Consider the following 26,467-nt stretch of genomic DNA (forward strand, 5'->3'; position numbering starts at 1 on the left):
ACCGGCGCGAGGCCGGTTTTTTCTTAGATGGCAGGCAACTCTGCCAGCGGCCAGCGAGGCCGCACGCTGACGCCCAGCTCACCGCGCGTACCGCCTTTTAAACGCACCATGCCCGCATAGGCAATCATCGCGCCGTTATCGGTACAAAACTCAGGGCGCGCGTAGAAGACTTCACCGTGACGCGTCTGCATCATCTCTGCCATACGCTCGCGCAACGTGCGGTTGGCGCTGACGCCACCGGCAATCACCAGCCGCGTAAATCCGGTTTGCTCCAGCGCGCGCTTGCACTTGATCATCAGCGTATCCACCACGGCATCTTCAAAAGCCCGCGCGATGTCGGCGCGCGCCTGCTCATCCCCCGCGTGCTCGCGAATGGTATTGGCGGCAAACGTTTTTAACCCTGAGAAGCTAAAATCCAGCCCTGGCCGATCGGTCATGGGCCGCGGGAAGCGGAAGCGGCCCGGCGTGCCCTGCTGCGCCATACGCGATAGCATCGGCCCGCCCGGATAATCCAATCCCAGCAGCTTGGCGGTTTTATCGAACGCTTCTCCGGCCGCATCATCGATGGATTCGCCTAACAGCGTATATTCACCGATGCCGGTCACGCTGATTAACTGCGTGTGCCCGCCAGACACCAACAGCGCAACAAACGGAAAGGCGGGCGGATTCTCTTCCAGCATTGGTGCCAGCAGGTGGCCTTCCATATGGTGCACCGGCACGGCAGGCACGTTCCACGCAAAGGCCAGCGCCCGCCCTACCGTCGCACCCACCAACAGCGCGCCCACAAGGCCAGGGCCGGCGGTGTAGGCCACGGCATCAATATCCCCCGCCTGTAACCCCGCTTCTTTCAGTGCAGCCTGAATCAGCGGCACGGTTTTCCGCACGTGGTCGCGCGATGCCAGCTCTGGCACCACGCCGCCGTAATCGGCGTGCAATTTCACCTGGCTGTATAATTGATTCGCCAGCAGACCGGACGCATCGTCATAAATCGCGATGCCGGTTTCATCGCAGGACGTTTCAATACCCAGAACTCGCATAGCTTTATCACCCTCTTCTTGCGGCGCGCAGTGTAGCACAAGCCCAATCAGGCCTGAGACACTTTGCATCTGAAAAAGTGTTTTTGTGTCGCATAAAGAGTGCGCTATACTCCACGGCCTGAAAAAACCGGCAGCCGCAACGGCACACGCCCCTGTTGGTTCTAAATTGTCCATGGTGCTTTACAAGCCAGCTGCGGTTGGAGTAAAATGCTGCACCATTTTGAAATGTGCTGACGCCGCAGTCAGCAGAAAAACCGATTTTATCGAGGTGAGAGTTACATGCCGGTAATTAAAGTACGTGAAAACGAGCCATTCGACGTAGCACTGCGTCGCTTCAAGCGTTCTTGCGAGAAAGCAGGCGTTCTGGCTGAAGTTCGTCGTCGTGAGTTTTATGAAAAACCAACGACCGAGCGTAAGCGCGCTAAAGCGTCTGCAGTTAAGCGTCACGCCAAGAAACTGGCTCGCGAAAACGCACGCCGCACTCGTCTGTACTAATTTCTCTCGGAAGTTCGCTTCCGGCGCGTGTTAAACGCAGACAGAGTCAAGTAAGAGGCCGTGCTTTCCGAAAGGAAGCGCGGCTTGTTGCCGTTTATGAGCTGAAAAACCGGGGCATATGGCTGGACGAATTCCACGCGTTTTTATCAATGATTTACTTGCCCGCACGGACATCGTGGATCTGATCGATGCCCGCGTAAAGCTGAAGAAGCAAGGCAAGAACTATCACGCGTGCTGTCCTTTCCATAACGAAAAAACGCCCTCTTTCACCGTAAGCGGCGAAAAACAGTTTTACTACTGCTTCGGCTGTGGCGCCAAAGGCAACGCCATCGACTTCCTGATGAATCACGATCGTCTGGAATTTGTTGAAAGCGTTGAGGAGCTGGCCACGCTTCACGGCTTAGACGTGCCGTATGAAGCGGGCAACGGCCCGAGCCCGATGGAACGCCATCAGCGCCAAAGTCTCTATCAGCTGCTGGAAGGCCTCGACGGATTTTATCAGCAAAGTCTGCGCAATCCGCAAGCGCGGTCTGCACAGCAGTATCTTGCCACGCGCGGACTGAGCCAGGACGTCATCGATCGCTTTGCGATTGGCTATGCGCCTGCCGGATGGGACAACGTGCTCAAGCGCTTTGGCCAGCAGAAAGAAGACCGCGAATCGCTGATGGAAGCGGGCATGCTGGTGACGAACGATTCAGGCCGTACTTACGATCGTTTCCGCGACCGCGTGATGTTTCCTATTCGCGATAAGCGTGGGCGCGTTATTGGCTTTGGTGGACGCGTACTGGGCAATGATACGCCCAAATACCTGAACTCCCCTGAAACGCCGATTTTTCATAAAGGCCGTCAGCTCTATGGTCTGTATGAGGCGCACAAAAACCATCCTCAGCCGGCGCGACTGCTGGTGGTGGAAGGGTATATGGATGTGGTGGCGCTGGCGCAGTTCGACATTGATTACGCCGTTGCGTCACTCGGCACCTCGACCACCGCTGAGCATATTCAGCTGCTGTTTCGCTCTACCGATAACGTCATTTGCTGTTACGACGGCGATCGAGCCGGGCGCGAGGCCGCATGGCGCGCGCTGGAAACCGCACTGCCGTACATGAACGATGGCCGTCAGCTACGCTTTATGTTTTTACCTGACGGCGAAGATCCAGATACGCTGGTGCGTAAAGAGGGCAAAACAGCCTTCGAAGCGCGAATGGAGCAGGCTATGCCGCTCTCCACGTTTCTGTTTGATAGCCTGATGCCGCAGGTGGACCTGAGCACGCGCGACGGGAAAACCAAGCTGGCCACGCTGGCGCTGCCGCTGATCAGTCAGATTCCCGGCGAAACGCTGCGTATTTATATGAGACAAACGCTGGGTATTAAACTCGGCATTCTGGACGATAATCAGTTAGACAAGCTGATGCCGAAGCTGGCAGAAAACGGCGCAGCACCAACGGCACCGCCGTTGAAACGCACCACCATGCGCGTGCTGATTGCGCTGCTGGTACAAAATCCGCACTTTGCCGCCATTGTTCCTACACTTGAAGGACTTGAGCAGTCAAAACTGGCCGGATTACCGCTTTTTGTCGAGCTGGTGCAGCGCTGTACCGAGAATCCTGGCCTGACGACGGGACAGCTACTAGAGTTATATCGCGGAACAGAATTTAGCCAGCCACTTGAAACCCTGGCCACGTGGAACCACATGATCGTGGATGAAGAGGCCGAAGCGGTATTTCAGGATTCATTGGCCAGCCTGTATGACTCCGCGCTGGAACAGCGACTCGAAGCGCTTCTGGCGCGCGACCGCACCGAAGGCCTTAGCGCTGCTGAACGGCGGGAGTTCTGGGCGCTCAGTCAGGCATTAGCGAAGAAATAAGCTTTTCGCAGGTCAGCGCTATGGCGCTGTTCTGCATTTCCGGCGCAGTAAGCGAGACCGGAACGAACATTGATATTCAGGACCGGCGGCAATATCGCCAAGTCCGCACAGCATCCAAGCGGCTTAAGTGCCGATATATGAAGGGCAAGAGCCCTGGCCGCGATGAGGGCAGCGGCAAAAACACAACGCCTTCACTGTTATAGTTGGCTCGCTGCCGACCAACACCAATCTAATTAACAGAAGTGTGGATACCGTCTTATGGAGCAAAACCCGCAGTCACAGCTTAAGCTGCTTGTCACCCGTGGTAAGGAGCAAGGCTATCTGACCTATGCTGAGGTCAATGACCATCTGCCGGAAGATATCGTCGACTCCGATCAGATCGAAGACATCATCCAGATGATTAACGATATGGGCATTCAGGTGGTTGAAGAAGCCCCGGATGCCGATGATCTGATGCTGAATGAGAACAGCACCGATACCGACGAAGATGCCGCGGAAGCTGCCGCGCAGGTGCTGTCGAGCGTTGAGTCAGAAATTGGCCGTACCACTGACCCGGTGCGCATGTACATGCGCGAAATGGGTACCGTTGAACTGCTGACGCGCGAAGGTGAAATCGACATCGCTAAGCGCATCGAAGACGGTATCAACCAGGTTCAATGTTCCGTTGCCGAATATCCGGAAGCCATTACCTATCTGCTCGATCAATACGATCGCGTTGAGGCGGGCGAATCACGCCTGTCCGATCTGATCACCGGCTTTGTTGATCCTAACGCGCAGGAAGACGTTGCGCCTACCGCGACTCACGTCGGTTCCGAACTGTCTGAAGAAGATCGTGACGATGAGGAAGAAGAGGACGAAGAGAGCGACGACGACAGCTCCGACGATGATAACTCTATCGATCCGGAACTGGCGCGCGAGAAATTTGGCGATCTGCGCACGCAGTATGAAACCACGCGCACGGTCATTAAAGCCAAAGGCCGCAGCCATGCTGATGCGGTTGCCGAGATCAATAACCTGTCTGAAGTGTTTAAGCAGTTCCGCCTGGTACCGAAGCAATTCGATTACCTGGTCAACAACATGCGTGAAATGATGGAGCGCGTGCGTACGCAAGAGCGCCTGATCATGAAGCTGTGCGTTGAACTGTGCAAAATGCCGAAGAAAAACTTCATCACCCTGTTCACGGGTAACGAAACCAGTGAGAGCTGGTTCAAAGCCGCGCTGGCCATGAACAAGCCGTGGTCTGAAAAGCTGCAGGAAGTGGAAGAAGATGTGATGCGTTCGCTGCAGAAACTGCTGCAGATCGAAGAAGAGACCGGCTTAACCATCGAGCAGGTAAAAGATATCAACCGTCGTATGTCTATCGGCGAAGCCAAAGCGCGTCGTGCGAAGAAAGAGATGGTTGAGGCGAACTTGCGTCTGGTGATCTCAATCGCGAAGAAATACACCAACCGTGGTCTGCAGTTCCTGGACCTGATTCAGGAAGGCAACATCGGCTTGATGAAGGCGGTTGATAAGTTTGAATACCGCCGCGGTTACAAGTTCTCGACCTACGCCACGTGGTGGATCCGTCAGGCGATTACCCGCTCTATCGCCGACCAGGCGCGCACCATCCGTATTCCGGTGCATATGATTGAGACCATCAACAAGCTCAACCGTATTTCGCGTCAGATGCTGCAGGAGATGGGCCGCGAGCCAACCCCTGAAGAGCTGGCCGAGCGTATGCTGATGCCGGAAGATAAGATCCGCAAGGTGTTGAAAATCGCCAAAGAGCCTATCTCCATGGAGACGCCTATTGGCGATGATGAAGATTCGCATCTGGGCGATTTCATCGAGGACACCACGCTGGAGCTGCCGCTGGACTCCGCAACGTCAGAAAGCCTGCGCTCTGCAACGCATGACGTGCTGGCCGGCCTGACCGCGCGCGAAGCGAAAGTGCTGCGTATGCGTTTCGGTATCGATATGAACACCGACCACACGTTGGAAGAGGTGGGCAAACAGTTTGACGTGACGCGTGAGCGTATTCGTCAGATCGAAGCCAAAGCGCTGCGTAAGCTGCGTCACCCGAGCCGCTCGGAAGTGCTGCGTAGCTTCCTCGACGATTAATCATTGCGTCGAAACAAAAAACCCCGGCTCGCCGGGGTTTTTTATTGTTTGAAATGGGCGTTCACGCTGACAGGTTCAACGCCTGATAGAGCTGCCGATACGCCGCCACCATCTCGTCGAGCGTGGCGCGATTCAGACCGCTGGGATTTGGCAGCACCCATAGCCGCGTTACATCCAGCCGCTCCGGCTGCTCGCCCCACGCCACATTGCGCTGACGAAACGCTTTCTGAAACGCCTCTTTGCCCAATACCGCCAGCGCCCGCGGCTGATAGTGCGCGATCTTCTCACGCAGCCTCGCCCCGCCGTCGCGCAGTTCTGTACCCGCCAATTCGCTCGCCTGTATGGTCGGCCGTTCAACCAACATGGTGATACCGCATCCCGTTTCCAGCAGACGCTGCTCCTGCTCGGGTTTCAGTTGTTCCTGGGTAAATCCCGCCTGATGGATCACTTTCCAAAATCGGTTGCCCGGGTGCGCAAAGTGAAAGCCGGTGTGCGCTGACGATTTCCCCGGATTGATGCCGCAAAACAGCACCTGCAAATCAGGCGCGATGATATCGCGTATTTCGTGCTCACTCATGCTCTTTCCTTTATTCCTGCGCGAGCGTGCCGCGTCATCCCGCCCTGCCCACGTTAACCGCTGAAAGCATAGCGATTCCCGCTTAGGCACGCCAGTCCGGGGTGCGCGCGGCGTTCTGAACCCCACGCATCAGGCAATCCCAGCAGCGCGGTCTAAAACGTACGGCGCCCGGTTTCCGCTGCGCGGACTGCAAACACCAGCCTTGTCATAAAAACCCTCTCTGCGAGCTTTTAGTGGCAGGAAATGACCTTTTTATGCTGAAAGATCAAGGGCTCACCAACTGCGTTAATTTTCACCAACCAATTGCTGAACGCTGGATCGCCTCCCCCAGATACTCTATAATCCTCGCTCCGCTGGCCCCTTAGCTCAGCGGTTAGAGCAGGCGACTCATAATCGCTTGGTCGCTGGTTCAAACCCAGCAGGGGCCACCAAATTTATTGATTGTTATCATGCACTTAAGCCACCTTTCACGGTGGCTTTTTTGTTTGCAGGTTTTCCGATGGCGATAAAATGGCGATCAATTTTTCTTATTCACTCTCTCGCTACCGCTTGGTCATCCTTGCCCGGATAAAAAAAACCACCGCGATTACGGTGGTTTTTTGTTAAACACTGCGCGTTAACGCTGCTTGGGGTGCTCGTCCACTTTACTCACCGCACCGGGGCTAACGATCATGGCCGCCACGGATTCATGCGTTTTGAACGTGCAGCTACAGTTGATGTTAGTGCACTGGTGATAACGCTCTTTGGTCTCTTTCGATATGTATCGGCTGCTTTTCGCGTGCGCAGCGGCCTGGCAAAGTGGGCAATGCATCATGGGTATTTTCTCCGTATAAGCATTTATACTTAATACGCCAACAATTCAAAAATAGCAATTTAATTCACAATTAGTGAATATCATTTAGTCTTAAGACTATCGCTCTCCAGAGAAAACGCCCGACCTGATATATCCATCTCTAAATCGAGTTTGGTGGTATATCCCGCAGCGCTGAGATTGTGCGTCACTTTCTTGATAATCCAGGGCTGGGTATCGATAACCGATTTAAAGCCGCTGACGCGCACCGGCGTTTCCGGATAGACATCCGCACGCCCCCACGCCAAGGTGACAGAGAACTCAGCGGTGCCGCGCTGCAGCATTTCCCATTTTGCTTTCGCCGCACGCATGGCGGTTGCACGGTCAGGATAGATTTTTGGCAGCACTAAAAGGTTATGTCTGCTTCCCGCCAGGTAATCGGCATCGGGCGTCCCGCTGGCTTGGGTAGCATCAGATGCTGACTTTTTCGCTGCGGGATGCGTCAATGTCGGCGAAGACGCTGCCGCGGGCTTGCGCTGCATGGTAAGCGTGTGAGGCGTCGGGTCTTTGGTGTGCAGCCAGGTTGCTGAAACGCCGGAGTAGTTGCTGCGATCGGCAATGCTAAAGCTGTATTCCTTGGTCTCCTGCCGGGTAAGCGCCAAGGGCATGATGGCCTTACCGCTGGCCGTAACGCCTTTACCCGGCGGCATAAAGAGCAGTTGCCCTGCTTTGATGGCGGCGATCGCGCCGAACAGCGTCGCAAGACGCGTCATAAACTGTGCGTCCGTTTCATTCGACTGATCGATATGGCCTACGCCGATGTTGGCCAGCTCCTTGCTGACATTCGGGATGAGGCCGTTGCGCGCGGCAAGCTGCGCCACGATGTCACTCAGCGTCTTCATATGATACGACTCTGAGTGGGATTGATTAAGCAGACCGCCAAAATCTGCGCTGCGCGCGCGGATCGTGAGGGTATCCGGCACGCCATGATGCGCCACTTCATCCACGATAAAACGGCCTTTATCGGTGAGCGTCTCGCCTTGCCAGCCAAGACTCAATATCACTGCCGCGCCGCGCACAGGCAGCGCAAGGGTGCCGTCGGCATCGTCCAGCACGAGATCGAGCTGATCGGCTTCAAACCCGCGATTATCGGTCAACGTCAGCGAAATCAGGCGCGCTTTGACGTTGGCCGTTACATTTTTATCATTCACCCGCAGCGTATAGTCTGGGGTGAACCGCCTGCCCGCCGGCACCGTCATCGTGTGCCTCCCTGTGCGCCCGGTATCAGGCCGCTTGCCATCGACGTTACGTCATCAATCGCTGACGTCACACTAGCCGGCAGCGCACGCACGCGGCCGCTTAAGTCTTCCAGCTGTGTTTTAAGATCGCCAAACATCGCGGTGAACGATTCATCAACGCGCTTCAGCGCCAGGGTAAACGCAATCTTGCTGGCAGCACCATCGTGAAAAAATTCACTGTGGACATGATTAATTTTCTCAATGACATACATGCCATAGATCAGCCCGTTCCCGCCAATCAACGGCCAGGCCAGCCCCTGGTCGGCCAGCAAACGAATCGTCATCAGGGAAATTGCACCGCCGGTGATTTCCGGGCGCAATTCGCCCGAAAGCACGAGCGTATCGGCCCCCGGTCCGGCAAACTGCGCCGTTGGACGCAGCCCGAAGCGGTCATTGGTTGGCCATCGATACTCAATGTTGTGCGTCAATGCGTTGTAGGGAAGCGTTTGGCGTATAAACGGCATCATGCCGTAGATCATCATCATGTTGCGTAGCCCCATCCCATACTGCTGCGATTCTGCGCCATGCGGTTACGATCCGCCGACACCTGCAATTCATTGACTAACGCCACGACATTCTCCTTTGTCATACCCTCATGCATATGGAGGTCAAACTGGTAGTTGTTCTGGCTTTGATCCACAGGTCCCGCAGAGGCTGCGGGCGCACTGACGGGTTTATAATCTGCGCCGCCCAACGCAACGCTGGCCGGCGGCCCGCTGGTGTTGACGCCCGCCCCGCCGGTGGCGAGCGGATCGGGCGACGTGACTTTTTCTTTCAGCCCGTCTGATTTTGTGTCGATAACGCCCAGCTTTTCGAGCACCCACTCGATACCGCCGCGCAGTTGATCCAGCGCCTGGCTCGGTATTTTCAACGCTTCCGCCAGCATGTTGCCGAACTTTTTACCCATGTCGCCCGCCGCCGCCAGTTCGGTTTGGGTTGATTTCACCGGTTCGAGTAATTGGGTGAATTTGTTCCAGAGTTCAGTAACGGCATTGCCGATCGCGGAGAAGAGGGGCGTAAGCCCGCCAAAAGCATCGCTGATCGGCCCCATCGCGGCGGTGAACCCTTCGCCAAACCCGTTGAAAAACGCGCTGATGGGCTCCCAATATTTACGCACCAGCAAAGCGCCGGCGACCACGGCGGCCACCAATGCCACAAACGGAAGCGTAATAGCACCCAAGGCCGTCGCCACGACGCTACCCACTGCCGTAAAAGCGGAGCCCAGCAGGCTAGCCCCGGTCACCAGCATATTAATGCCAGCGATCGCGGGCCACACCGCTTGGGCAATGCCTCCCACGGCACCAACCAGCACTAATGCTGTGGTGGCCGTGTCCGCTAAACCCGCCACCAGCGCAGGATTTTGTTGCACCCAGCTGTCGACCTGCAAAAGTAATTGCGTCGCGCTCTGGGTTAAGGTTCGCAGGCTGCGATCGGCCTTGTCGTAGAGGTCGATGCTCACGGCCTGTGAGGCAGATTGAAACGCAGCGATGTCGGTGCTGAGTGACCCCTGCGTACTTTGAGAAGATGCTGCTGCGCTGCCGCTCGCACGCTGAACCGACGTTGCCTCCGGCTTATCGCTGGATGTTGCGCCCCACGCAGACGCAGGGGAAATGCCCGCAGGCTCACCCAACGCAAGGTTGCGACTACTCAACGGTTGACCGTTATCATCACGTGTTTGCGTCAGCGCGCTGGGCATCGTCTGCAGCGGCGCATTAAACACGCGCAGCAGATTGGGGTCGCTAAGAACAGGCTGCTCCCGCGCGTCGACGCGATCGCGCGACGCGCTGTCGGCCGCCATCGTCGGTACAAGCTCAGAACGCTCTTTAACGATAAGCGTATCCGTGAGCCCACGTCCGTTTTGAACATTACGCCCAGAGGCCGACGGCTGCGCGTCTTGAGGGGGCGCCTCGCGGGTATCACTTAGGGGAACAAGCGTGGGCACCTGAACGGTAGCAGTGAGCGCGTCTAACTGCGCGCTGAGCGGAGTAAACGCGGAAGCGCTGTCGTCCTGAGCAGGCGCGCCCTGCGCTTGTGCCGCGTCGATGCCCGGGCGCAATATCGCCGCGCCCAATTGCCAGCCTTTTTTCACCGCATCGAGGCTGGAGGTTCCCACGTTGCGCACTTTTGCTGCTAGCGCCTGCCCACGCTGGTAGCGCGTCATCGTGGCGTTAAGTCGTCCCTGCGCCGTTTGCAGATTTTGCACCGGCGTGCTGGATGGCTGAGACGGTGCGTTATCGCGTTCAGGGCGGCTAACAGCCTGTTGTGCGCTGCTTTTACGCACGGCATCAATTCTTCTTGCCTGCTCGCTCCGTCCTAGCATGCTGACCTGCGCCTGACGGACATCCGCCGCCACCCCGAGCAAGGATTGCTTAGCGGCTTTAAACGGCAGTGAGGCTTTCTCTACCGCGTCTAGCAGCACCTGCACTTTGGGGTTATTGCTCATTTGCGTTTACTCCGCTGCGCATCAGCGCTTTATGCCGCCAATCCAACAGGTCGGCCAGCGGCATGGTGTACATTTCCGAGGGTGGCCAGTGAAATACCGTGGCGATATCGGCCATCAGGTCGTTGATTGTCAGGTCAGTCGGCCAGGCTACTCGTCCGACTTCGCAGTTAAAAAACCGATCACCTTGCCCGCTAGCGCAATCAAATCCGCTGGCGCCAGCGTGTTGCACTCCGCTTTGGTCAGCGACGGTACGCTGATGCGCGGTATCACCACCAGCAGGGCATCCACGTCTGAGCCCGCCAGTTCGGACAAGCGCACACCGCGCAGCGCTCCGGCATTTGGCTTCATCAGTTCAATCTGCGTCATCACGGTATCGCCACGCACAATAGGCGATTCCAGCACCACAACGTTTTCGTTCTGTTCCATTTTCACTGCCTTTTCAAAGGAGAGGAGAAAGCCAGCGTCGCCTGACGCTGGCATCAGGGCGTTAGACTAAACCGACGTTTTTACGGCGCTGTTCCAGGCGATCGACGCCGTTGACCTTCTCCACCATGTTGAGGGTGTCGATTTCAATCAGCGCCTTACCGTCAAAGGTCAGCTTGTAATAGGTGTTTTTGCTGGTGATCTTGGTTTCGCTGTCCTCGCCTTGCTTGGTTTCACCGAAGTCAAAGCTCTGGTGCTTTCCGCGCACCTCAATTTCTACCGCAACCTCTTCCCCTGCGTCGCCACGCTGGTAAGAGCCGGTGAAACGCAGCGGGACATCAGACGCGCCCCACTGTGAGAGCACCAGTTCATCGATGCCGCTGATGCTCCATTCGATATCCAGCGCATCATCCTCCAGACCATTGTCAATGAATGCGGCGCCGCTCATGCCCCCCGCACGGTAGGGATCGAGCTTGCGCGCCAGCTTAGGCAGCGTGACGGAGGTGACAACGCCTTGATAGCTGTTGGCATTGTTGAAAAGGTTCATGGCCTTGAGTTTGTGTGGCAGTGCCATTTATCTGGCTCCTTAACTGTTTACGGATGCGGCGAACGTCGCCAGATAGGTGTCGGTGATGCGCTGGCGCAGGGTTAAATCTTCCAGCGGTGGCACCGGCGTATAGTCGTAGTCGATAAAGAGCTTGCCCGCTTTCAGGCTGTCTTTGTCGTTGGCGCTTTCGTCATACCAGGCAGACGCGCCCAGCAGATAGCCCGCGCTGACCAATTCACGGAATTTGGCATTGATGCCCGCGATAATTTCCCGCACCAGAATCGGCGTGAGTGGCTTATCCACCGCCCACATGTGCGCTTCCGCCATGGTGTCGGCCAGCACCTGCGCGGTGCGGGTGTAGTTTTCGAACTGGAACAGCGGATCGTCGCTGCAGGTGCGGTTGCCCCAGAAGCGGAAGCCGTCCTTGCGAATCAGCGTGGTGACATCCGCTTCGTTGAGCAGATCGGCATCGGTGCCCGCCTGCTGCAGATCCCAGAATACCGAAGCCGAAATACCGGTGACGCCGTTCACGCCCACGTTCGACAACGTTTTGTGCCAGCCGGTGTCAGTGTCGATTTTGGCGCGCAGGCCGAGCGCGCGTGCGGTGGCCCAGGCGGTAGAGGATTGGCTGGTGGTGCTGTTCCAGGCGAGGAAATCAGGCCAAATGACCATCAGTTCGCGCTGGCTAAAGTTCTGACGATACAGACGGGCTTCTGAAATGGTTTTGCACTGCCATGCCGAAACGTAGGCGAACGCACGCAGCTGTTGCGCAATGCTGGCCAGGGCTGTGGCCACCTCTAATGAGTCGAGGCCGGGCGCGCCCAGAATGCGCGGCTTAACGTCCAGCTGCGTCTGTGCCGCCAGCAATGCTTTCATGCCGGTGTAACGGCCATTTTCGTCGGTGCCACCGATGATATTGGACACCGTTTCGGCGTCGTCTTTGCCTTCCGCGACACGTACCACTACCGTCACGGGCCGAGACTGATCGGCAATCGCCTGCAGCGCGGCGGCAAGCGTGCCGGTGACGCCAGCTTTACCGACGGCGCCCTGCACATTGGTGATGAGCACCGGCGTATTGAGTGGAAACGTCGCCGCATCAGCATCCTGCGCGGTGCAGACCATGCCGACAATGGCGGTAGAGAGAGTGGAAATAGTGCGCGTGCCGTCGTTGATTTCGACGACGCGGACACCGTGATGATAATCAGACATTCTGATGGACTCCTGTTCAAAGGTGTTCCCAGCATGTCAGGTCAGATGCGGGGGCGCATGCGGTTGCGGTTTGCTGAAATCTGAGCAAACACATGCCCGCCGTAATAAAAAAAGCCCCGAGTGGGGCTTTGAGATGGCGCGGATGCTTTGATGCAAGAATAGCCGGGGCGATACTCACCATCACCGCCCCGAGCTGCATACCGTTTAGCCCTAACGCGCGTTTAGCACGTACCAGCCGCCATTGATAAATACGATATTCTTTCCCTCTCCCGCATCCGGCGGCGCAATCGCGGTAGAGTTGGCGGGCAGGCCCAGCCCCACCGGAAGATACTCCTCAGTTGCGCCAGTGTAGCGGTGGTTTTGCTCGTCATAATGGTAGGCCGTGATGGTGCCCGCGACGATCGCTAACCCGTTTTCATCCAGAACGGCTCGAGCAGGCACCTGCTGCCAGTTGTCGTCTACGAACACGATGTTTTTCCCCTCGACCGCAACCGGCGGCGCAATCGCAGTTGAGTTGGCTGGCAGACCCAACCCCACTGGCAGATACTCCTCGGTTGCGCCGGTGTAATAGCCGCTGCGCTCGTCGTAGTGGTAAGCCGTAATAATACCCGCGACGATCGCAAGACCGTTTTCACCCAAGATGGCTTTATTTGCCTCAGTCATGGTGTGCTCCTCAAAAAAATGAATGCCACGTTACGTAGGCGGGTTTCAATAGAAAGGGGCATGAGTCGCCACCGCACAAGCGGGATCGCGACCACTCCTTCCCTACAATCCTCCTGATTGAAGGAGGGGGCAGGATCTTAGTCATGGCCGCGGCTTGCATGCGGTTGCGGTTTGGTGGGAAATGAGCGGACAGGCAAAAATATTCCCGCAAAAGCGGGAATGGGGACCTTACTCTGGCACGGCGGGCCAATCGATTGTAGGCACCTGTGAGGTGTCCACGCGATTCAGCATCACCCGATAGATTTTCCACGCCTTAAGTTGCGCGGTTTCCTGTTCAGTGGCCATACCCAAGTCTTGTGCATCATTCAAGGGACGAATTTTCCTATCGGCTTGCTGCATCAAAATGCTGACCAGCTGCTTCGCCTGCTCGACCCGCTCTTCAGCGCCAGGAGGCGGAATATCTGCCCATGCAGGCTGACCATCCGGTCCGGCGACCCGAATTTTGCCTTCTGGCGGCGCTTTACTGTATTGGATAAAAATCTCAGCGCTGACGTTTACAGCATCCTCCGGCCAGTCGACATAGCTAGTCTTAAGGCTGTCGGCGTAAAAAGCATTCTTGGTGGCACTGTAGCTGTACGTTTCCATTATTCCCCCACGGCGATCCAGTCAAAATAAAACGGCGTATTTACTGAGGCACGCTTGACGGTAGCGCCAGTGGCATTCCTGCCAGTGTGGCCATAAACAAACCCGCTTTCACCCTGCCATCCGGTTAATACCAGCCCTGCGCAACCTTTTGGGAAAGCTATCGGGAAGTTGAGTTTGAACATCATTGAGGCTGTATCCGATGAGGCATAGCTGCCCGCCTGCACAACCAGCGATGTACCATTAGCCAGCGGGATTTTTGCCCAACCATTTGCCATCAAGCCGCCGGTGAAGACGCTGATATCCGGGATCTGGTTTGCACCCGTGCCCACATCCCGCAGCGCCGCTGCTTTCAGACCGAGCGTGGCAAGCGCCTTTGCAACCAACCCAGCGTCTTTCAGTTCTTTCAACGCATTTTCCGTGAGCAAATACTGCCCGTGCGGATTGGCTGCCTTGAGGTGGCTGTTCAGCAGCGTGTCGGCGTACTGTCTGACCTCAATCACCCTGTCATCCACGTACTGCCGTGTTGCCAGCACCACAGACGGATCGATTTTCAGCGTCACGGCGCTGGTGCTGTTCACAATTAAGATCATACGCACGGTCTGCGTACGGCCGCTGCCCTCGGCCAGCTGCGGCTTGTAAGTCTCGGCGCAGTTGGCCACGGCAATCAGTACGCCGTTGGCGTCGTACAGGCCAATCTCCCGGATCCAAAATCCGCCCTCGCCTTCCGGGATAATCTGCTCGGCAATAATCTGGCTGCTGTTGGCCGCATCCACCGACAGCGCGTTGAGCGGCGCGCGGCGTTTTTCGCCGATGAGCTTCGTCTGCGCCGGGTCGGGCGTGGGCAGCGTGCCGCCACCGTCCCCCACCGCCATGGTGGAGATATTGACTTGGGTCCCCAGCGCCGCGGCGTTCGCCAGCAGCGCCGCACCCTGATTGGTCAGGAGGGCAAAATATTTGGTTGTCATACGCTCACTTCCAGTAGGTCGATAAGATGCACCGCGGCACCGGCATAAAGCGGGCCTCCGGCGCTGATGTGCTCAGGGATATAGGGATAAACGGTAAGCGCGTCACCGCTGTAGCACGCGGCGGCCACGGGAATGGCGCCGTGCGCGTCGAGGTTAATCGACAAACCAATCAGATGGCGGCTGCAGGGCTTCGCATCAGCAATTAACCGCTCCAGCTCGTTGTACATCTCTTCGGTGATGCCGTAGTCCAGCACGCCCACATCGAGGCGGAAGGTGCCGGGCGCATCGCCGGTCTTCCACCACTCAATGATGCGGATAAGGTAGCCCAGCGGTTCCACTACGCGGCGGATGGCGCCCACGGTGCCTTTACGCTGATGCACCGCACGGGACGCCGCCACCACCGCACGCTTGGTGGCTTCCGGCCAGGCGGTGTCCCAGCGATCAACCGACCACGCCCATGCCAGATACGGCAGCAGCACGAGTGGACAGGCTTGCGGATCCCATAGCTGGCGCAGCGGCACCGAGAGGCCATCAATTGAAGCCAGCGCCTCCGCAGCCGCCACTTCCAGCGGCGACGAGCCCGTGGGCAGCAGGCGGTCACTCATCGGATCCCCCCACGCGTAAGGCATAGCGGGTGCAAAAAGCCGCCTGCGTTTTGTCCAGCACCACATCCGCCAGCGGTTTAATCAGGTTAACGCGCTGGACGCCTTCAACGTGCAGCGCCGCATACAGCGCCGACAGGCGAATATCGCGGCCCAGGCGCTTTTGCGTGGTCACGAAGGCCACCAGCTTGGCTTCAGAAGCCGCACGAATCGGCTCGGCTTCCGGCCCCGGGTAGAGAAACAGCTCGGCCTCAATCTCGTAAGGCACAATGGCGGCCGACTGCACGGTGACACGATCCGCAATTGGTCGCACGTTTTCGTCATTGAGCGCCGTCTCCACCGCCGTCAGCAGGTCAGCCGGTGCTGTACCGTCCCCGTCGCGTGCCAGCACGGTGATGGTGACCACCGCCGGCGACGGGCTGATGGCAGAGGCATCTGACACGCGTCCATCGGCGCTGCGCGCGTGATACTCATACGCGCCGGCCGGTCCGGCCACGCTTAATCCTTCGAACGCGCCAGCGATGCGGGCGCGGAAATCGTCGTCGCTCTCCATCACAGCCGCCAAGGGCGGGATGGCGCGATCGTCTGCGGGAGCGATCACCAGTCGCGTTACGCCGTTGTTCGCACCAAGCTGATCTAAATCGGTGTTTTGGGCATACGCCACCATCACCGCGCGGGCGGCTTCGTTTACCCGCTGACGCAGAATGATTTCGCGATAGGCGTTCTCCTCAAGCAGCTTGACGATGGGCTCCGATTCCAACGACAAGGTGCGCGCGATGGCCGTCTGTTGCTCTGTCGGGTAAAGCGAGATCAGCGTGGCCTTGCGCTCGGCCAACAGGGTTTCGTAATCCAGCGTTTCCACCACGTCGGGCGCGGGTAACTGGCTCAGGTCGATGGTTGCCATGTTTTAGCTCACGGGGACAGTTAAGGAAAAAGGTTGCGCGGTGTCACTGCGGTTGCCAGTCAACTCGACCACCATGCTGCCGTCGAACGTGGAGGCAAAGTTGATGCCGGTGAGCGTGATGCGCGGCTCCCACGTTAAAATCGCGACGTAACACGCCGACATGATCTGCAGCCGCAGCGACGCGTTTTGTGGTTGGTCAATCAGCGCCGAGAGTAGCGAGCCATAGCGGCGGCGCATGACACGACTGCCGAGCGGCGTGGTGAGAATGTCGCTAACTGACTGGCGAATATGATCGATATCCGTCAGCGCTTCGCCGGTTTCCCGGTGCATGCCAAGGTAGTTTGTCTGGGTCATTGCGGGCCATCCGTTTTGCTGCCACCGCGCTGTACGCCGCCGTGGATATGGGTATCCAGCGCGACGCCGTTAGAGCTGAGCATGCCGCCGCGGTGTTCGACATTACCGGTCATTTTTCCGCCCTGCGTCACTTCGAGCTGTGCGGTTTTGAGAAGCTGAGTACATTCAACCAGCGGGGAATCGAGCAGTACTTTCACGGCGGCAGTGAGGGTGGCGGTCTGGATACCGGTGGCTTTGAGCGCCCCCTTTGCCGGTTCGTACTCGATCACCGCCCCGTCCGGGAATGACCAGTGCAGCGCATCGGCCGAGGCGGACGGTGCCGGGTTGGCATCGGAGAAAATACCGGGCAGCACAAAGCCGGTGTCGAGTTCGCCGCCGAGGCAAAAGATAATCACCTGCTCGCCCACTGAAGGCGCATTCCACGAGCGGGTCTTCCCCGCCCGGGCGGACAGCCAGTGCAGCCAGCCGGTGGTGTTGTTTCCCGTGTCCACGCGGCATACCCCGTCAAGGAGATTCACCTCAGCGACGGTGCCGATACGGATCAGGTTGCGCAGCAGGCGCAGGATTTCGGAGAGTTGTTCATTCATGGCATTATCTTGCTGAATGAAAGTGGCACGCACTACTTAAGTTGGTTTGTCCATACACCACCAAAAAGTCACTGCGCCAAGCAGGGGATGTGCGTCATACGTGGCCTCCTTGCCGCCTCGCCACGGCCTGTCTCATAGGCCATCGTGCAGAAGACAGATCTTTAATCAGCGCACTAAGTGGCGTATGCAAGACCCGTCTTCACTCAGGCCCCATACTCACTGATTAACCGACCGTGGGCATAAAGCTGCAGCGGCCGCGCGTCATCTTGCGGCGGCGGGCTCTCGGCGACGTGCTCGATGTACAGCGCTGTTCCGTCGCGCGTCACCCGCACGCGCTCGCTCAGCTGCAGAACAATTGCAATATCGTAGGTCGTGTCGCTAACGGGGTGAATTTGGAAGGTAAAACCGTCCCGCTGCTTCTCTTTTGTCGCCATCAGGTCGGGCTGATTAACGCGCAGCCAGTCGAGTATCGGTACAATCACTCCATCCATCTCACCGCTGAAAGCCGCGATCGCCACGTTCAGCCGATAGTGATATTCAAACGACAGCGACGCCGCCAGGGTAGAAACGATACGTCCGCTGTCGGTAAGCAGCGTGAGGCTATCGGGATGGGCCTGCAGCAGCGGTACGCTGTCGAGCAGCTTCTGACGAAGTTGTTGGGGTTTCAGCATCGTGTTGCTCCTGGCACTCTTTAATGATGTCAATTTGCAGTCCGCAGGCCACCAGTGCGGCCTCCAACTGGCGATTATCCGCCACCAGATCGCCCTGCGAACGCAGGTTGTTGCCCGGTATTGGGCAACTTGTCACGCGCGGACATCCAATCCAGATAATCTCTGGCGCTGGCGAAGGCGGGACGGCTGTGCAGGCGGATAACGTCAGCAGGCAGAGCGGCAGCAGACCACGCACGTAAAATCGGATTCGCATCGGTTTCCCTCTGTATGTGGGCTTCACGGGCCAGGGCCTGCGAGCTGGCTTGGCCCTGGAGTTGACGCAGCGCGGCTTCGCGCTGTTGGCTCTGCCGGTTTTCGCTGTCAAGACGATTGATCGCCCGGTCGCGGCTCTCGATGCCCGCCGACAGCGTATTGATGATCTTCTGCGCATCCGTCAACGTCTCGCTGGCGACCGACCAGCGCCAACCGGTCAGCGCCAGCGCCAGCAGCGCGGCAGCCAGCAGGGCCATCAAGATGCGGTTCATTGCGCCCCCTTGAGACACCACACCAGCTCACGTCCGCGCCGATTGCTCAATCCCGAATTCATCACGCCATTGACGTAGACCCAGCGCGGCAGCTGCAGGCAGGCGTCGCGCCAGCGACCACTGTTCAGCAGCTTCACCAGCGTAGAGCGGCAGGCATTACCGGTGCCAACGTTGAAGGCGAACGACACCAGCGCGTCATAAACGTGCTGCGGCACCGACACCAACACGCAGCCGGTCAGCGCCCGTTCAGTGCGAAGAACATTAGCGATAAAGGTGCCCGCCGCCTGGCGTTCAGTGATGCTTTTGCCCGGCACCACGCCGGCGGTATTGCCGATGCCATCCGTCCATCTCCCTGCGTCACACTGATACGGGCTCAGGCGACAGCCCTCATAATCCGCGATGAGTTTTAGGCCTTCTACCGAGGTATGCAGCTGCGGAAAGCCCGGTAGCGTGGCGGCCAGCGCCAGCACCACACCAATTGAACAGCGCTTAACGATTGGCAGATTCATAATCGCTCGCGCTCAGGCGGCCGCGCTCAAACAGCAGGTAGGTTTTGCGGCGGTAATACCAGCTCACCAGAAACATGCCGATCCCCAGCGCCATGCCCAGCAAGGTCGCCACATCCTGCAGATCCCAGCAGCCAAGCCAGCCCATCACCACGGCGATGGCGTAGGTGATAAACGCACTAATGCGCTCCGTACTCAGCATGATTCAGTCCCAAAGGTGAATGGTTTCGCGCGTGGGCGCGTCCGGTAATGCCGGGAGATCAATTGGCCAGCCGTGCGGCAACAGCGGTCCGGCCTCCGCCAGTCCAGTATTGGTCGCGTAAACCTGTTCGGTAACCTGTTGGGTGCGGCCATAGTAGCGAAAACAGATCGCGTCTACGGTATCGCCTTGCTGCGCATAAACGCGGGTCATGCTATGCCTCTCTTTTTCCTGTAGCGCCACGGCTGCCCATCACAATCGCAGCAGTCCCCGTGCCCACCTGTTGGGCACCGGTGTTGAGCGTGGTACGCGCATCGTGAGCCTCACTGAGTCTGTCGGCGAAGAACGGTGCCGCAACAGCCGCTTTACGTGTTAATGGACGTCACTTACGCGCGTCGGGTAATGGTTCCGCTCTCGCCTCCGCGCGCGGGTTATTGGCGATGAGCGAGGTTGATTGCAAGCCAGTGTCTCCGCTGTCCCCCTTCTGCCACAACGTCTTGCCGCCCGCTCAGCGTTGAGCAGGCACCACAGGTTACATTGGGAAGCAGGTCACGTCGGCTGGAAGGGATGCGGGAGAATGAGGCGCGCTTGAAACTTGCCTGAGAAGCATGACGCGCGCTAACGCTGAAGCCGCGCGCAACAGAGAAAAGCCCGCCTGTGGAGGCGGGCCGGGCGAGTCTGTGTCGGCATTGCGTTAACGCCTGCCGATTGCACGACGCGCTGAGCCACGATCTGGGCGTGACAGCCGCATGACGACCCCATGCGGCGCACGCTTTATTGTTATTGCGCCTTACGCTGCGCAACGCATCGATGGCGGGACACTGCCGCTGCGCGCCCGATGCGCTGTGGGATGCCGCAAGGGCCGCCACCGCTTACCCTATTTCTCCAGCGGCACCGCTGAAAATACCACTGAAAACTGTTTGTTGGTCATTACGGAGTTACCGGCAATCTCGGCGATAAGGCTAAGCGCGATCTCCCTGTCACGTTCTCTGCACATCCCTGCCGTCGTTAACCGAGCAATCAGCTCCACACGCTCAAGCATTACCTGTTCTTTTAATTCGTTATCCACGCGCCCTCCCCCCAACAATAACTGTACATATATACAGTAGCATAGCATTCTGAATGAGAGGAAGGAAAATATTAAAATTGGTAGTGCTTTTTATCTGCATGATAAGAAAAGCATTTCACCACTATTAGCCCAGCGGCAAGCCGCGCGCGTACGGCACGATTCCCCCCCGGCATCCGGTGCGGATCTAGTCGCGATTTGCGTCTTTTTAGCGGGCGAAAAGGCGTTGATCGGTTAAAGACGGCTAATAGACCACCGAGCCCCATCCGCTTGTTAACGCGGGGCCGGATCTCATGTGCGATCCGCTGGAAAAACGCTGCGCCGCGACGGTGACGGTGGGCGTCTGTCATCATAACGTCCGCGTTTCGTATACGCTTTGAGCGCTGTCACCCACTGCCGGCGCTCTCGCTGACACATGCCGTAAAAATCGGGTGTGCTAACAGGTTCCGACGGCGAGCTTGCCCGCGCCGCCTCCGTACAGTTATTGACAGAACTCCAAGAGGACGCGGACGCGTCCTGACGGTCAACCCCACCAGCAAGGGCGCGCTTGGGCACGATCTTCCAGGCGATCAGTCGGGTCAAGATGGGCGTATCTGCCCCAACTTGGGTGGCAAACACGCCTTTGATACGCAGCGTCTCTTCACCGTAGGCGTTCAGGTCTGCACTCGGCTGATACCAGGTGCGCACGGCCAGCGCGTCGCGCCGCACGAACGGCCCGCCTTGCGCATGGATATAGCCCGCCCAATCGCCAGCATCCGCGGCGTCGTGTGCCGCCGCAAACGCCACGCTCAGGCCGTGTGCGGTCTCGCTGTCCGCCATGCGACGCAGTTCGCGATAGACCGTGACCGGTGCCCCGCCCACAAACTGGAACTGACGGATATGCCAGCGCGCAGCCCACGCGCACACTGCAGCTGCCGTCTCGCTCAGCGGCTTGCCGCTTTCATTATCCCGCTCCCCTTCCAGCGCATAGCCATCAATGTTCTTGGCAATGTATTTCGCCACATAGCCGGTGGCACTGCCTTTGTTGGGGTCGATGGCTTCAGCATGGAAGCGGGCTTTACGCGCCTTGTCGCTGGTGAGTTCGCCGCTGTCTTCCTGCCAGGCGTAATCACGCATCGCCTGGCGCACCGGCTCGACGTGCTCAGGACGCATGAACAGCAGCATGTGCCAGTGCGGCGTACCGTCATGGTGCGGCTCCGCCACCCGAATGCCGAAAACGCGGATCGCTTCGCGGTGCAGTCGGGCGCGGATTTTTTGCCAGAGAGTGCAGAGATAACGCTGCGTATCCGCCGGGCTGGCACCACACCACTTGCGGTTGCCGTGGCCGGTTTTGAGCGTGGCGTGATAGCGCGCCGGGGCGGTTAAGGTGTAGAAGTCGCCGACAAACCCCATTTCATTGCAGATATTTTCAAAGCCGCGTATGCGCGTCATGAGCTCGCAGCGGCGGATCGCCGGATTGGCCACGCTGCCGTCATACTTATCGATCAGGCTGATGCGATTCCCTGCTTCATCTTCCAGCTCCATGCCGTTGAGAAACTCTCGCGTACGGCGTTTTTGCTCACGCCACTCAGCCGCCGCCATAGGGCTGGCGTAGGGCGTGTGCGTTTTGCTGACGTTGGCCAAGGCAATGTGAAGATGCTCGCGCCACGCCGCCGCCACGCGACGCAGTCGGCCCTTCCACCATTTTTCAGTCTGCATGCGCAGAATGGCAGGCGTCACCTCTTCTGGCGCAAAAAAGCGTGATGTGACGCGCTCCCACAGCGGCGGCATTTGCCGGAATGTGCGGGTCAGCGTGGCGGCCATCACGTAGAGGCGATGCGTCAAGCGGTAGTCCGACGCGCTGGGCGTGTACGCCTGAACCAGTTCCGCCAAAATAAAATTCGCGATATCGCCAGCCAGCCGATCCACATCGGCCCGCGCCATATCCGGCAGGCGGTTAAAGCGCGTCACCAGTTCCCATAACGCACCGGCTGAACGGGCCGCACCCTGCTCGTGTGGCGCATGGGCCATCAGTAAATGCAGCGTGCCGGACGGCAGGGTGTCGAGACGATAGCGTGCATGGACGCGCTCGAGGCGCGGCAGCGTGCGCGTGAGAAAGGTCCCGGTCAGGTATGCCGCTGCGCGGGTTGCGCCTTGGGTACTTTCTCGTTCAGCGAGACGACGTTGGATGTCGAGCTGGACCAGCTTTGGCTGCCGCTCCAGCTGCGTCTGGGCATGCGCATAAGCCGCCAGCGCACGCGTGCGGTGCGCCAGCTCTTTGTAGGTGGGATACGGGCTGGAAATCGCTTCCCGCGGCGCATTCCACGGGTAAGCGTAAGGCTCGTTCACGCAAGACCTTTGGCACGGCTTGGGTATTTTTCTACCCAAGCCTGGCAGCTTACACAGCGCGTGACGCCGTGACAGGCCCGACGACGGGCCTCTGGGATGGGGTTATCGCACTCCTCGCAAATAAACGCCGAGACCCCAACAGGACGCTTTATCGCCTGGGCCAGGGTGTCGGCTAACAGCTCCTCGGCGCGCTGCTGCGCGCGGTCGATCGCATCCGCCATCAGTGCATCTCCTCAAGAGCATGTCTATGGCGCTCGGCTTCCTGGCGAATCAGCTCGGCCGCTTCAACACCGTTCAGGGTGTGGCGATCGATATGTAAGGCCAACGCATCGAGACGTTCTGCTAGCGCTAACGCACAGGCTTTGCGCGCGCTGTTCTGCGCGGCTGTCAGGTTGGCATGCAGCGCTGCCGTGGTTGAACGTAAAGGGGTATTGCGCATGGTTTGGTCTCCAGAATTTAGGCAAAGGCATGCCCGGCGGGTTTACGCCATAAAAAACGGTTTAGGGATTAATCCGGTAAAACGCGGTCTGCCGTGGAAAACTGTCGAGGCAGTGTTTGTCCCCAGCGGGCCAGTTTATTCATCGCCTCGATGATCAATTCACGGCGACGTTCGTCAAAAAACTCAAAGGGTTCGCCGACATCGTTCACCTTGAAGGTTTTAGGGTGGTCTTGGTTTGCCAGCGTCAACACGCAAAATTTGAAGGCATGGTTTTGCTGGTTGAAATAGCGCAGCGCCGGGTTGGCATGGCGATCGCGCATCTGACGCCATCTTTTTTGAAATTCGTCGAAGGTGATCGGCTGCAGGCGCGCGTCCTGCGGGTGTGTCATGTGTTGCCGCATCGTTTTCTTCTCCTGTTAACGCCCACCGTCAAAAGGGTTTGTCGATTGAGCCATGGAAAAAAGTTCACTTATTGTGAATCACTCACCGATAATCAGTTGAAAGCGCGAGTGGCCAAGGGATTTACGCAGCTGCTCCTCTTTCCAGCGCGCGTAGTAGATGCGTATGGGCCCACCGGCTTTCGAGCAGCCTTTACGGATGGTGCGCGGCTCAATCGGCACGCGAGGGTTATCTCCGGTTGTCCAGCGGTAGGCGGTGCGTTGAGAGACCCCTTCCAATGCTGCAAATTGCTGCAGGGTAACCACGGGCGACGGCAGTTTGATGATTGCGATTTCACAGGCCATATAGCATCATTCCCTATTTAGTAATATTTAGCCGTTAATCGCCCTGTTTTTGCCAAGACTTGCCATTAACAGCCACCAATAAGAGCAATGCTAATACCAATTTTAGCATTTATCAAGACAGGTAATATTAAAAATGGTAGATACCGATAACTTTGACAATGAGGCTCTGCTCAACAGAATCTGCGAGGTCTATGGATTTTCACAGAAAATTCAATTAGCTAAGCATTTCGACATCGCCGCGAGTTCGCTGCAGAATCGCTACAAACGCGGCAATATGTCGTATGACTTTGCCGTGTTTTGTGCGCTGGAGACCGGAGCCGATCTGAAATGGCTGATGACCGGCGAAGGCCCGCCCAAGGTAGCTGCCTCTTCGGCGCAAGGTGCCACCGCAGTGCTTCCCCTGCATGCGTTAAGCGACGGTCGCCTGCTGCAGCTGGGGGAAATGGTGGTGGATGCACAGCTCTTGGCGCGATCCATGGAGAACATAGCGTGCGTGCGCAGTCACGACACCACCTATTTCGTTGAGAATCACGCCCCTTTGGCGGATGGCCAGTGGATTGTGAACATTGAAGGCGCCATCAGCCTGCGTGATGTCACGGTGTTGCCGGGCAAGAAGCTGCACGTCACCGGCGGAAAGGTGCCGTTTGAATGTGCCGTCGATGAGATTGTCATGCTAAGTCGGGTCGTTGGCGCGTATAACGAGATGGCGTGATGGCGGTAAGAAAATTACCTCAAGGCGGCTGGATTTGTGAGATTTACCCGAACGGTGCCGGCGGCAAGCGCGTGCGTAAAAAATTCGCCACCAAGGGCGAAGCGCTGGCGTTTGAGCAGTACAGCGTTAAGCAACCCTGGCAGGAAGGCAAAGAGGATCGCCGCACGCTATTGGATTTGATTACCGCCTGGTATGGCGCCCACGGTATCACGTTGAGAGACGGGCAAAAGCGGCAGCTGGCGATGCAGCATGCGTTTGCGTGCATGGGGGAACCGCTGGCCAAAGACTTCGATGCCCAGATGTTCTCGCGCTACCGCGAGAAGCGCTTAAAAGGCGACTACGCGCGCTCTAACCGCGTTACCGCGGTTTCGCCACGCACGCTGAACCTGGAGTTGGCCTACTTCCGCGCCGTGTTTAATGAGCTGAGCCGATTGGGCGAATGGCAAGGTGAAAACCCGCTGAAGCACATCCGCCCGTTCCGCACCGAAGAGACGGAGATGGCGTGGCTCAATCACGATCAAATTGCTCTTCTTCTCGCCGCGTGCCGCAACAACGATAATCCTGACCTGGAAACGGTGGTCAAAATTTGTTTGGCGACCGGCGCCAGATGGTCAGAAGCGGAAGGCTTAAAAAGCAGCCAGGTGGTGAAATACAAGATCACCTATGTCAAAACCAAAGGCCGAAAAAACAGAACCGTTCCGATTACCGCCGCCCTCTATAACGCGTTGCCCATAAATAAAGGCGGCAGACTTTTCTCGGACTGCTACGGTGCATTTCGCGTGGCGCTCGATCGCACCGGCATTGAATTACCCGCTGGCCAATTAACTCACGTTTTACGCCACACCTTTGCCAGCCATTTTATGATGAATGGCGGAAACTTACTGGTGCTGCAGCGCGTGCTTGGCCACACCGATATTAAAATGACGATGCGTTACGCCCACTTCGCCCCCGACCATTTAGAAGAGGCGGCCAGGCTCAATCCTCTGGCACACAGTGGCGATGAAATGGCGATAGAGATGGCGGATAGTGGCAAATAGCGGCAAATATTGGCAATGCATGTCAATGTTAATAAAGTTAAATCTTTGGTTTTTCTCGGTATGGCAACAATCTCATAATCGCTTGGTCGCTGGCTCAAACCCAGCAGGCCAGCAACATTTTAGCGTCACGAACCATGCCTGTGGCGCTTACCGTTCTCACGCGTGAGCGCCCTGCCTTGGTTTGTTATTTTCGCCGCCTCTTGCATAATGGCGATCCTTCGGTTACGAATAGCCACACGCACGCACTGTATTTCCACCCATAAATAAGCAGAAAGTTAATGTCAGCTATAAAAGCCGTGATGCAATGTCATTGTCATGATAATAAATATTTTAGCCGAGAGATCGTTTGGATGTAAAAACTCATCTATCCAACAGGCTTCTCATTTAAGCAGAAAGCGCGTGACAAAGTGATAACCCCACAGCGGAATTGACGGCCTGGCATACATCGTTCTGCTCGCGCGTGAAAGGCATTTATTTCCCTATAACGCTGCGAATAAAACGTCACGAACCAAATAAAGATGCACGTCATCTTATTATTACTCGCGGCTAAACACGATGGCACGCCTGCGCCATCACATAACGGAGATTAAAAAACGAAACTAAGGGGTTCTCCCTTGCCTGCCTTTCCCCATGGACGTTAAAAACGACGACACCTGACTGACATCAAAACTATCATTTTCAAAAAAAACGCTGCACCATACACCTTAATGACCATTCTCATAGGTTATTTATTGAA

General features: G+C 57.4%; 33 protein-coding genes, 1 tRNA gene and 1 pseudogene. 6 read left to right on the plus strand and 29 right to left on the minus strand.

Features of this window, described 5'->3' with window-relative positions; genetic code table 11:
* Window positions 1-23: 23 nt before the first annotated feature.
* Window positions 24-1,037: a tRNA (adenosine(37)-N6)-threonylcarbamoyltransferase complex transferase subunit TsaD gene (gene tsaD, locus LU196_RS07725; RefSeq protein ID WP_232758455.1), complete on the minus strand. Its 1,014-nt coding sequence runs from the start codon at window positions 1,035-1,037 to the stop codon at window positions 24-26.
* Window positions 1,038-1,316: 279 nt separating this feature from the next.
* Here tsaD and rpsU point away from each other — a divergent pair, with 279 nt between their 5' ends.
* From rpsU to rpoD, 3 genes are all read left to right on the plus strand, one after another.
* The gene (gene rpsU, locus LU196_RS07730) at window positions 1,317-1,532 is read left to right on the plus strand and encodes a 30S ribosomal protein S21 (protein ID WP_001144069.1); all 216 of its coding nucleotides are present in this window, start codon (window positions 1,317-1,319) and stop codon (window positions 1,530-1,532) included.
* Window positions 1,533-1,650: 118 nt separating this feature from the next.
* The gene (gene dnaG / locus LU196_RS07735; RefSeq protein WP_232758454.1) at window positions 1,651-3,396 is read left to right on the plus strand and encodes a DNA primase; all 1,746 of its coding nucleotides are present in this window, start codon (window positions 1,651-1,653) and stop codon (window positions 3,394-3,396) included.
* 258 nt (window positions 3,397-3,654) lie between these two features.
* Entirely contained in the window at window positions 3,655-5,499 is a 1,845-nt protein-coding gene (gene rpoD / locus LU196_RS07740) for an RNA polymerase sigma factor RpoD (RefSeq protein WP_232758453.1), read from the plus strand.
* A 61-nt stretch (window positions 5,500-5,560) separates the two neighbouring features.
* On the opposite strand, the gene mug is transcribed toward rpoD, so the two are convergent.
* Complete coding sequence (gene mug, locus LU196_RS07745; protein ID WP_232758452.1) at window positions 5,561-6,076, minus strand: G/U mismatch-specific DNA glycosylase; 516 nt, start codon at window positions 6,074-6,076, stop codon at window positions 5,561-5,563.
* A 355-nt stretch (window positions 6,077-6,431) separates the two neighbouring features.
* Here mug and LU196_RS07750 point away from each other — a divergent pair.
* Window positions 6,432-6,507: transfer RNA gene (locus LU196_RS07750), tRNA-Ile, on the plus strand.
* A gap of 185 nt (window positions 6,508-6,692) precedes the next feature.
* Here the strand turns inward: LU196_RS07750 and LU196_RS07755 are convergent.
* From LU196_RS07755 to LU196_RS07885, 27 genes and pseudogenes are all read right to left on the minus strand, one after another.
* Complete coding sequence (locus LU196_RS07755; protein WP_232758451.1) at window positions 6,693-6,890, minus strand: ogr/Delta-like zinc finger family protein; 198 nt, start codon at window positions 6,888-6,890, stop codon at window positions 6,693-6,695.
* A gap of 80 nt (window positions 6,891-6,970) precedes the next feature.
* Window positions 6,971-8,125: a phage late control D family protein gene (locus LU196_RS07760; RefSeq protein WP_232758450.1), complete on the minus strand. Its 1,155-nt coding sequence runs from the start codon at window positions 8,123-8,125 to the stop codon at window positions 6,971-6,973.
* A complete protein-coding gene (locus LU196_RS07765) occupies window positions 8,122-8,649 on the minus strand; it encodes a phage tail protein (RefSeq protein ID WP_232758449.1) in 528 nt (175 codons plus the stop codon). Before LU196_RS07765 ends, LU196_RS07760 begins: the two co-directional genes overlap by 4 nt.
* Window positions 8,646-10,607 carry a phage tail tape measure protein gene (locus LU196_RS07770; protein WP_232758448.1) on the minus strand — a complete coding sequence of 654 codons (1,962 nt, stop codon included), beginning with the start codon at window positions 10,605-10,607 and terminating at the stop codon, window positions 8,646-8,648. The genes LU196_RS07765 and LU196_RS07770 overlap by 4 nt, the downstream gene beginning before the upstream one ends.
* Entirely contained in the window at window positions 10,597-10,734 is a 138-nt protein-coding gene (locus LU196_RS07775; RefSeq protein WP_232758894.1) for a GpE family phage tail protein, read from the minus strand. The genes LU196_RS07770 and LU196_RS07775 overlap by 11 nt, the downstream gene beginning before the upstream one ends.
* A 20-nt stretch (window positions 10,735-10,754) precedes the next feature.
* Window positions 10,755-11,033: a phage tail assembly protein gene (locus LU196_RS07780; protein WP_232758447.1), complete on the minus strand. Its 279-nt coding sequence runs from the start codon at window positions 11,031-11,033 to the stop codon at window positions 10,755-10,757.
* 61 nt (window positions 11,034-11,094) lie between these two features.
* Window positions 11,095-11,604 (minus strand): phage major tail tube protein, encoded by a 510-nt coding sequence (locus LU196_RS07785; RefSeq protein ID WP_232758446.1) that lies wholly within the window; start codon window positions 11,602-11,604, stop codon window positions 11,095-11,097.
* A gap of 12 nt (window positions 11,605-11,616) precedes the next feature.
* Entirely contained in the window at window positions 11,617-12,786 is a 1,170-nt protein-coding gene (locus tag LU196_RS07790) for a phage tail sheath protein (RefSeq protein WP_232758445.1), read from the minus strand.
* 210 nt (window positions 12,787-12,996) lie between these two features.
* Window positions 12,997-13,449 (minus strand): hypothetical protein, encoded by a 453-nt coding sequence (locus LU196_RS07795; RefSeq protein WP_232758444.1) that lies wholly within the window; start codon window positions 13,447-13,449, stop codon window positions 12,997-12,999.
* Window positions 13,450-13,677: 228 nt separating this feature from the next.
* Window positions 13,678-14,094 (minus strand): tail fiber assembly protein, encoded by a 417-nt coding sequence (locus LU196_RS07800; protein ID WP_232758443.1) that lies wholly within the window; start codon window positions 14,092-14,094, stop codon window positions 13,678-13,680.
* Window positions 14,094-15,059 (minus strand): phage tail protein, encoded by a 966-nt coding sequence (locus tag LU196_RS07805; protein ID WP_232758442.1) that lies wholly within the window; start codon window positions 15,057-15,059, stop codon window positions 14,094-14,096. Before LU196_RS07805 ends, LU196_RS07800 begins: the two co-directional genes overlap by 1 nt.
* Window positions 15,056-15,664: a phage tail protein I gene (locus LU196_RS07810; RefSeq protein WP_232758441.1), complete on the minus strand. Its 609-nt coding sequence runs from the start codon at window positions 15,662-15,664 to the stop codon at window positions 15,056-15,058. The genes LU196_RS07805 and LU196_RS07810 overlap by 4 nt, the downstream gene beginning before the upstream one ends.
* Complete coding sequence (locus tag LU196_RS07815; protein ID WP_232758440.1) at window positions 15,657-16,565, minus strand: baseplate assembly protein; 909 nt, start codon at window positions 16,563-16,565, stop codon at window positions 15,657-15,659. Before LU196_RS07815 ends, LU196_RS07810 begins: the two co-directional genes overlap by 8 nt.
* Before the next feature lie 3 nt (window positions 16,566-16,568).
* Complete coding sequence (locus tag LU196_RS07820) at window positions 16,569-16,919, minus strand: GPW/gp25 family protein (protein WP_232758439.1); 351 nt, start codon at window positions 16,917-16,919, stop codon at window positions 16,569-16,571.
* On the minus strand, window positions 16,916-17,506 hold the full coding sequence (locus LU196_RS07825) for a phage baseplate assembly protein V (protein ID WP_232758438.1): 591 nt from the start codon (window positions 17,504-17,506) through the stop codon (window positions 16,916-16,918). The genes LU196_RS07820 and LU196_RS07825 overlap by 4 nt, the downstream gene beginning before the upstream one ends.
* 203 nt (window positions 17,507-17,709) lie before the next feature.
* Entirely contained in the window at window positions 17,710-18,177 is a 468-nt protein-coding gene (locus LU196_RS07830; RefSeq protein WP_232758437.1) for a phage tail protein, read from the minus strand.
* Complete coding sequence (lysC, locus tag LU196_RS07835; RefSeq protein ID WP_232758436.1) at window positions 18,107-18,430, minus strand: Rz1-like lysis system protein LysC; 324 nt, start codon at window positions 18,428-18,430, stop codon at window positions 18,107-18,109. Before lysC ends, LU196_RS07830 begins: the two co-directional genes overlap by 71 nt.
* Window positions 18,351-18,701 (minus strand): annotated as a pseudogene (locus LU196_RS07840) (LysB family phage lysis regulatory protein); the annotation flags it as partial. The pseudogene LU196_RS07840 and the gene lysC, both read right to left, overlap by 80 nt.
* A complete protein-coding gene (locus LU196_RS07845) occupies window positions 18,698-19,210 on the minus strand; it encodes a lysozyme (protein WP_232758435.1) in 513 nt (170 codons plus the stop codon). The gene LU196_RS07845 and the pseudogene LU196_RS07840, both read right to left, overlap by 4 nt.
* The gene (locus tag LU196_RS07850; RefSeq protein WP_370640972.1) at window positions 19,191-19,409 is read right to left on the minus strand and encodes an HP1 family phage holin; all 219 of its coding nucleotides are present in this window, start codon (window positions 19,407-19,409) and stop codon (window positions 19,191-19,193) included. The genes LU196_RS07845 and LU196_RS07850 overlap by 20 nt, the downstream gene beginning before the upstream one ends.
* A 3-nt stretch (window positions 19,410-19,412) precedes the next feature.
* Entirely contained in the window at window positions 19,413-19,619 is a 207-nt protein-coding gene (locus LU196_RS07855; RefSeq protein ID WP_232758434.1) for a tail protein X, read from the minus strand.
* Between the two features lie 664 nt (window positions 19,620-20,283).
* Entirely contained in the window at window positions 20,284-20,475 is a 192-nt protein-coding gene (locus LU196_RS07860) for a hypothetical protein (protein WP_232758433.1), read from the minus strand.
* Window positions 20,476-20,763: 288 nt separating this feature from the next.
* Complete coding sequence (locus tag LU196_RS07865) at window positions 20,764-22,800, minus strand: replication endonuclease (protein ID WP_232758432.1); 2,037 nt, start codon at window positions 22,798-22,800, stop codon at window positions 20,764-20,766.
* Window positions 22,797-23,021: a TraR/DksA family transcriptional regulator gene (locus tag LU196_RS07870; protein ID WP_232758431.1), complete on the minus strand. Its 225-nt coding sequence runs from the start codon at window positions 23,019-23,021 to the stop codon at window positions 22,797-22,799. Before LU196_RS07870 ends, LU196_RS07865 begins: the two co-directional genes overlap by 4 nt.
* The gene (locus LU196_RS07875) at window positions 23,021-23,239 is read right to left on the minus strand and encodes a DUF2732 family protein (RefSeq protein WP_232758430.1); all 219 of its coding nucleotides are present in this window, start codon (window positions 23,237-23,239) and stop codon (window positions 23,021-23,023) included. The genes LU196_RS07870 and LU196_RS07875 overlap by 1 nt, the downstream gene beginning before the upstream one ends.
* Before the next feature lie 68 nt (window positions 23,240-23,307).
* Entirely contained in the window at window positions 23,308-23,640 is a 333-nt protein-coding gene (locus tag LU196_RS07880; protein WP_232778283.1) for a hypothetical protein, read from the minus strand.
* A 78-nt stretch (window positions 23,641-23,718) separates the two neighbouring features.
* Window positions 23,719-23,982, minus strand: coding sequence for a hypothetical protein (locus tag LU196_RS07885; protein ID WP_232758428.1), 264 nt, complete (start codon window positions 23,980-23,982; stop codon window positions 23,719-23,721).
* Window positions 23,983-24,115: 133 nt separating this feature from the next.
* Between LU196_RS07885 and LU196_RS07890 the strand changes: the two genes are divergently transcribed.
* Entirely contained in the window at window positions 24,116-24,694 is a 579-nt protein-coding gene (locus LU196_RS07890) for a phage repressor protein CI (protein WP_232758427.1), read from the plus strand.
* On the plus strand, window positions 24,694-25,731 hold the full coding sequence (locus LU196_RS07895; protein WP_232758426.1) for a tyrosine-type recombinase/integrase: 1,038 nt from the start codon (window positions 24,694-24,696) through the stop codon (window positions 25,729-25,731). The genes LU196_RS07890 and LU196_RS07895 overlap by 1 nt, the downstream gene beginning before the upstream one ends.
* Window positions 25,732-26,467 lie beyond the last annotated feature (736 nt).

The organism is Pantoea sp. Mb-10 (genome assembly GCF_021272205.1).
In the GTDB taxonomy this organism is placed as follows: domain Bacteria; phylum Pseudomonadota; class Gammaproteobacteria; order Enterobacterales; family Enterobacteriaceae; genus Pantoea.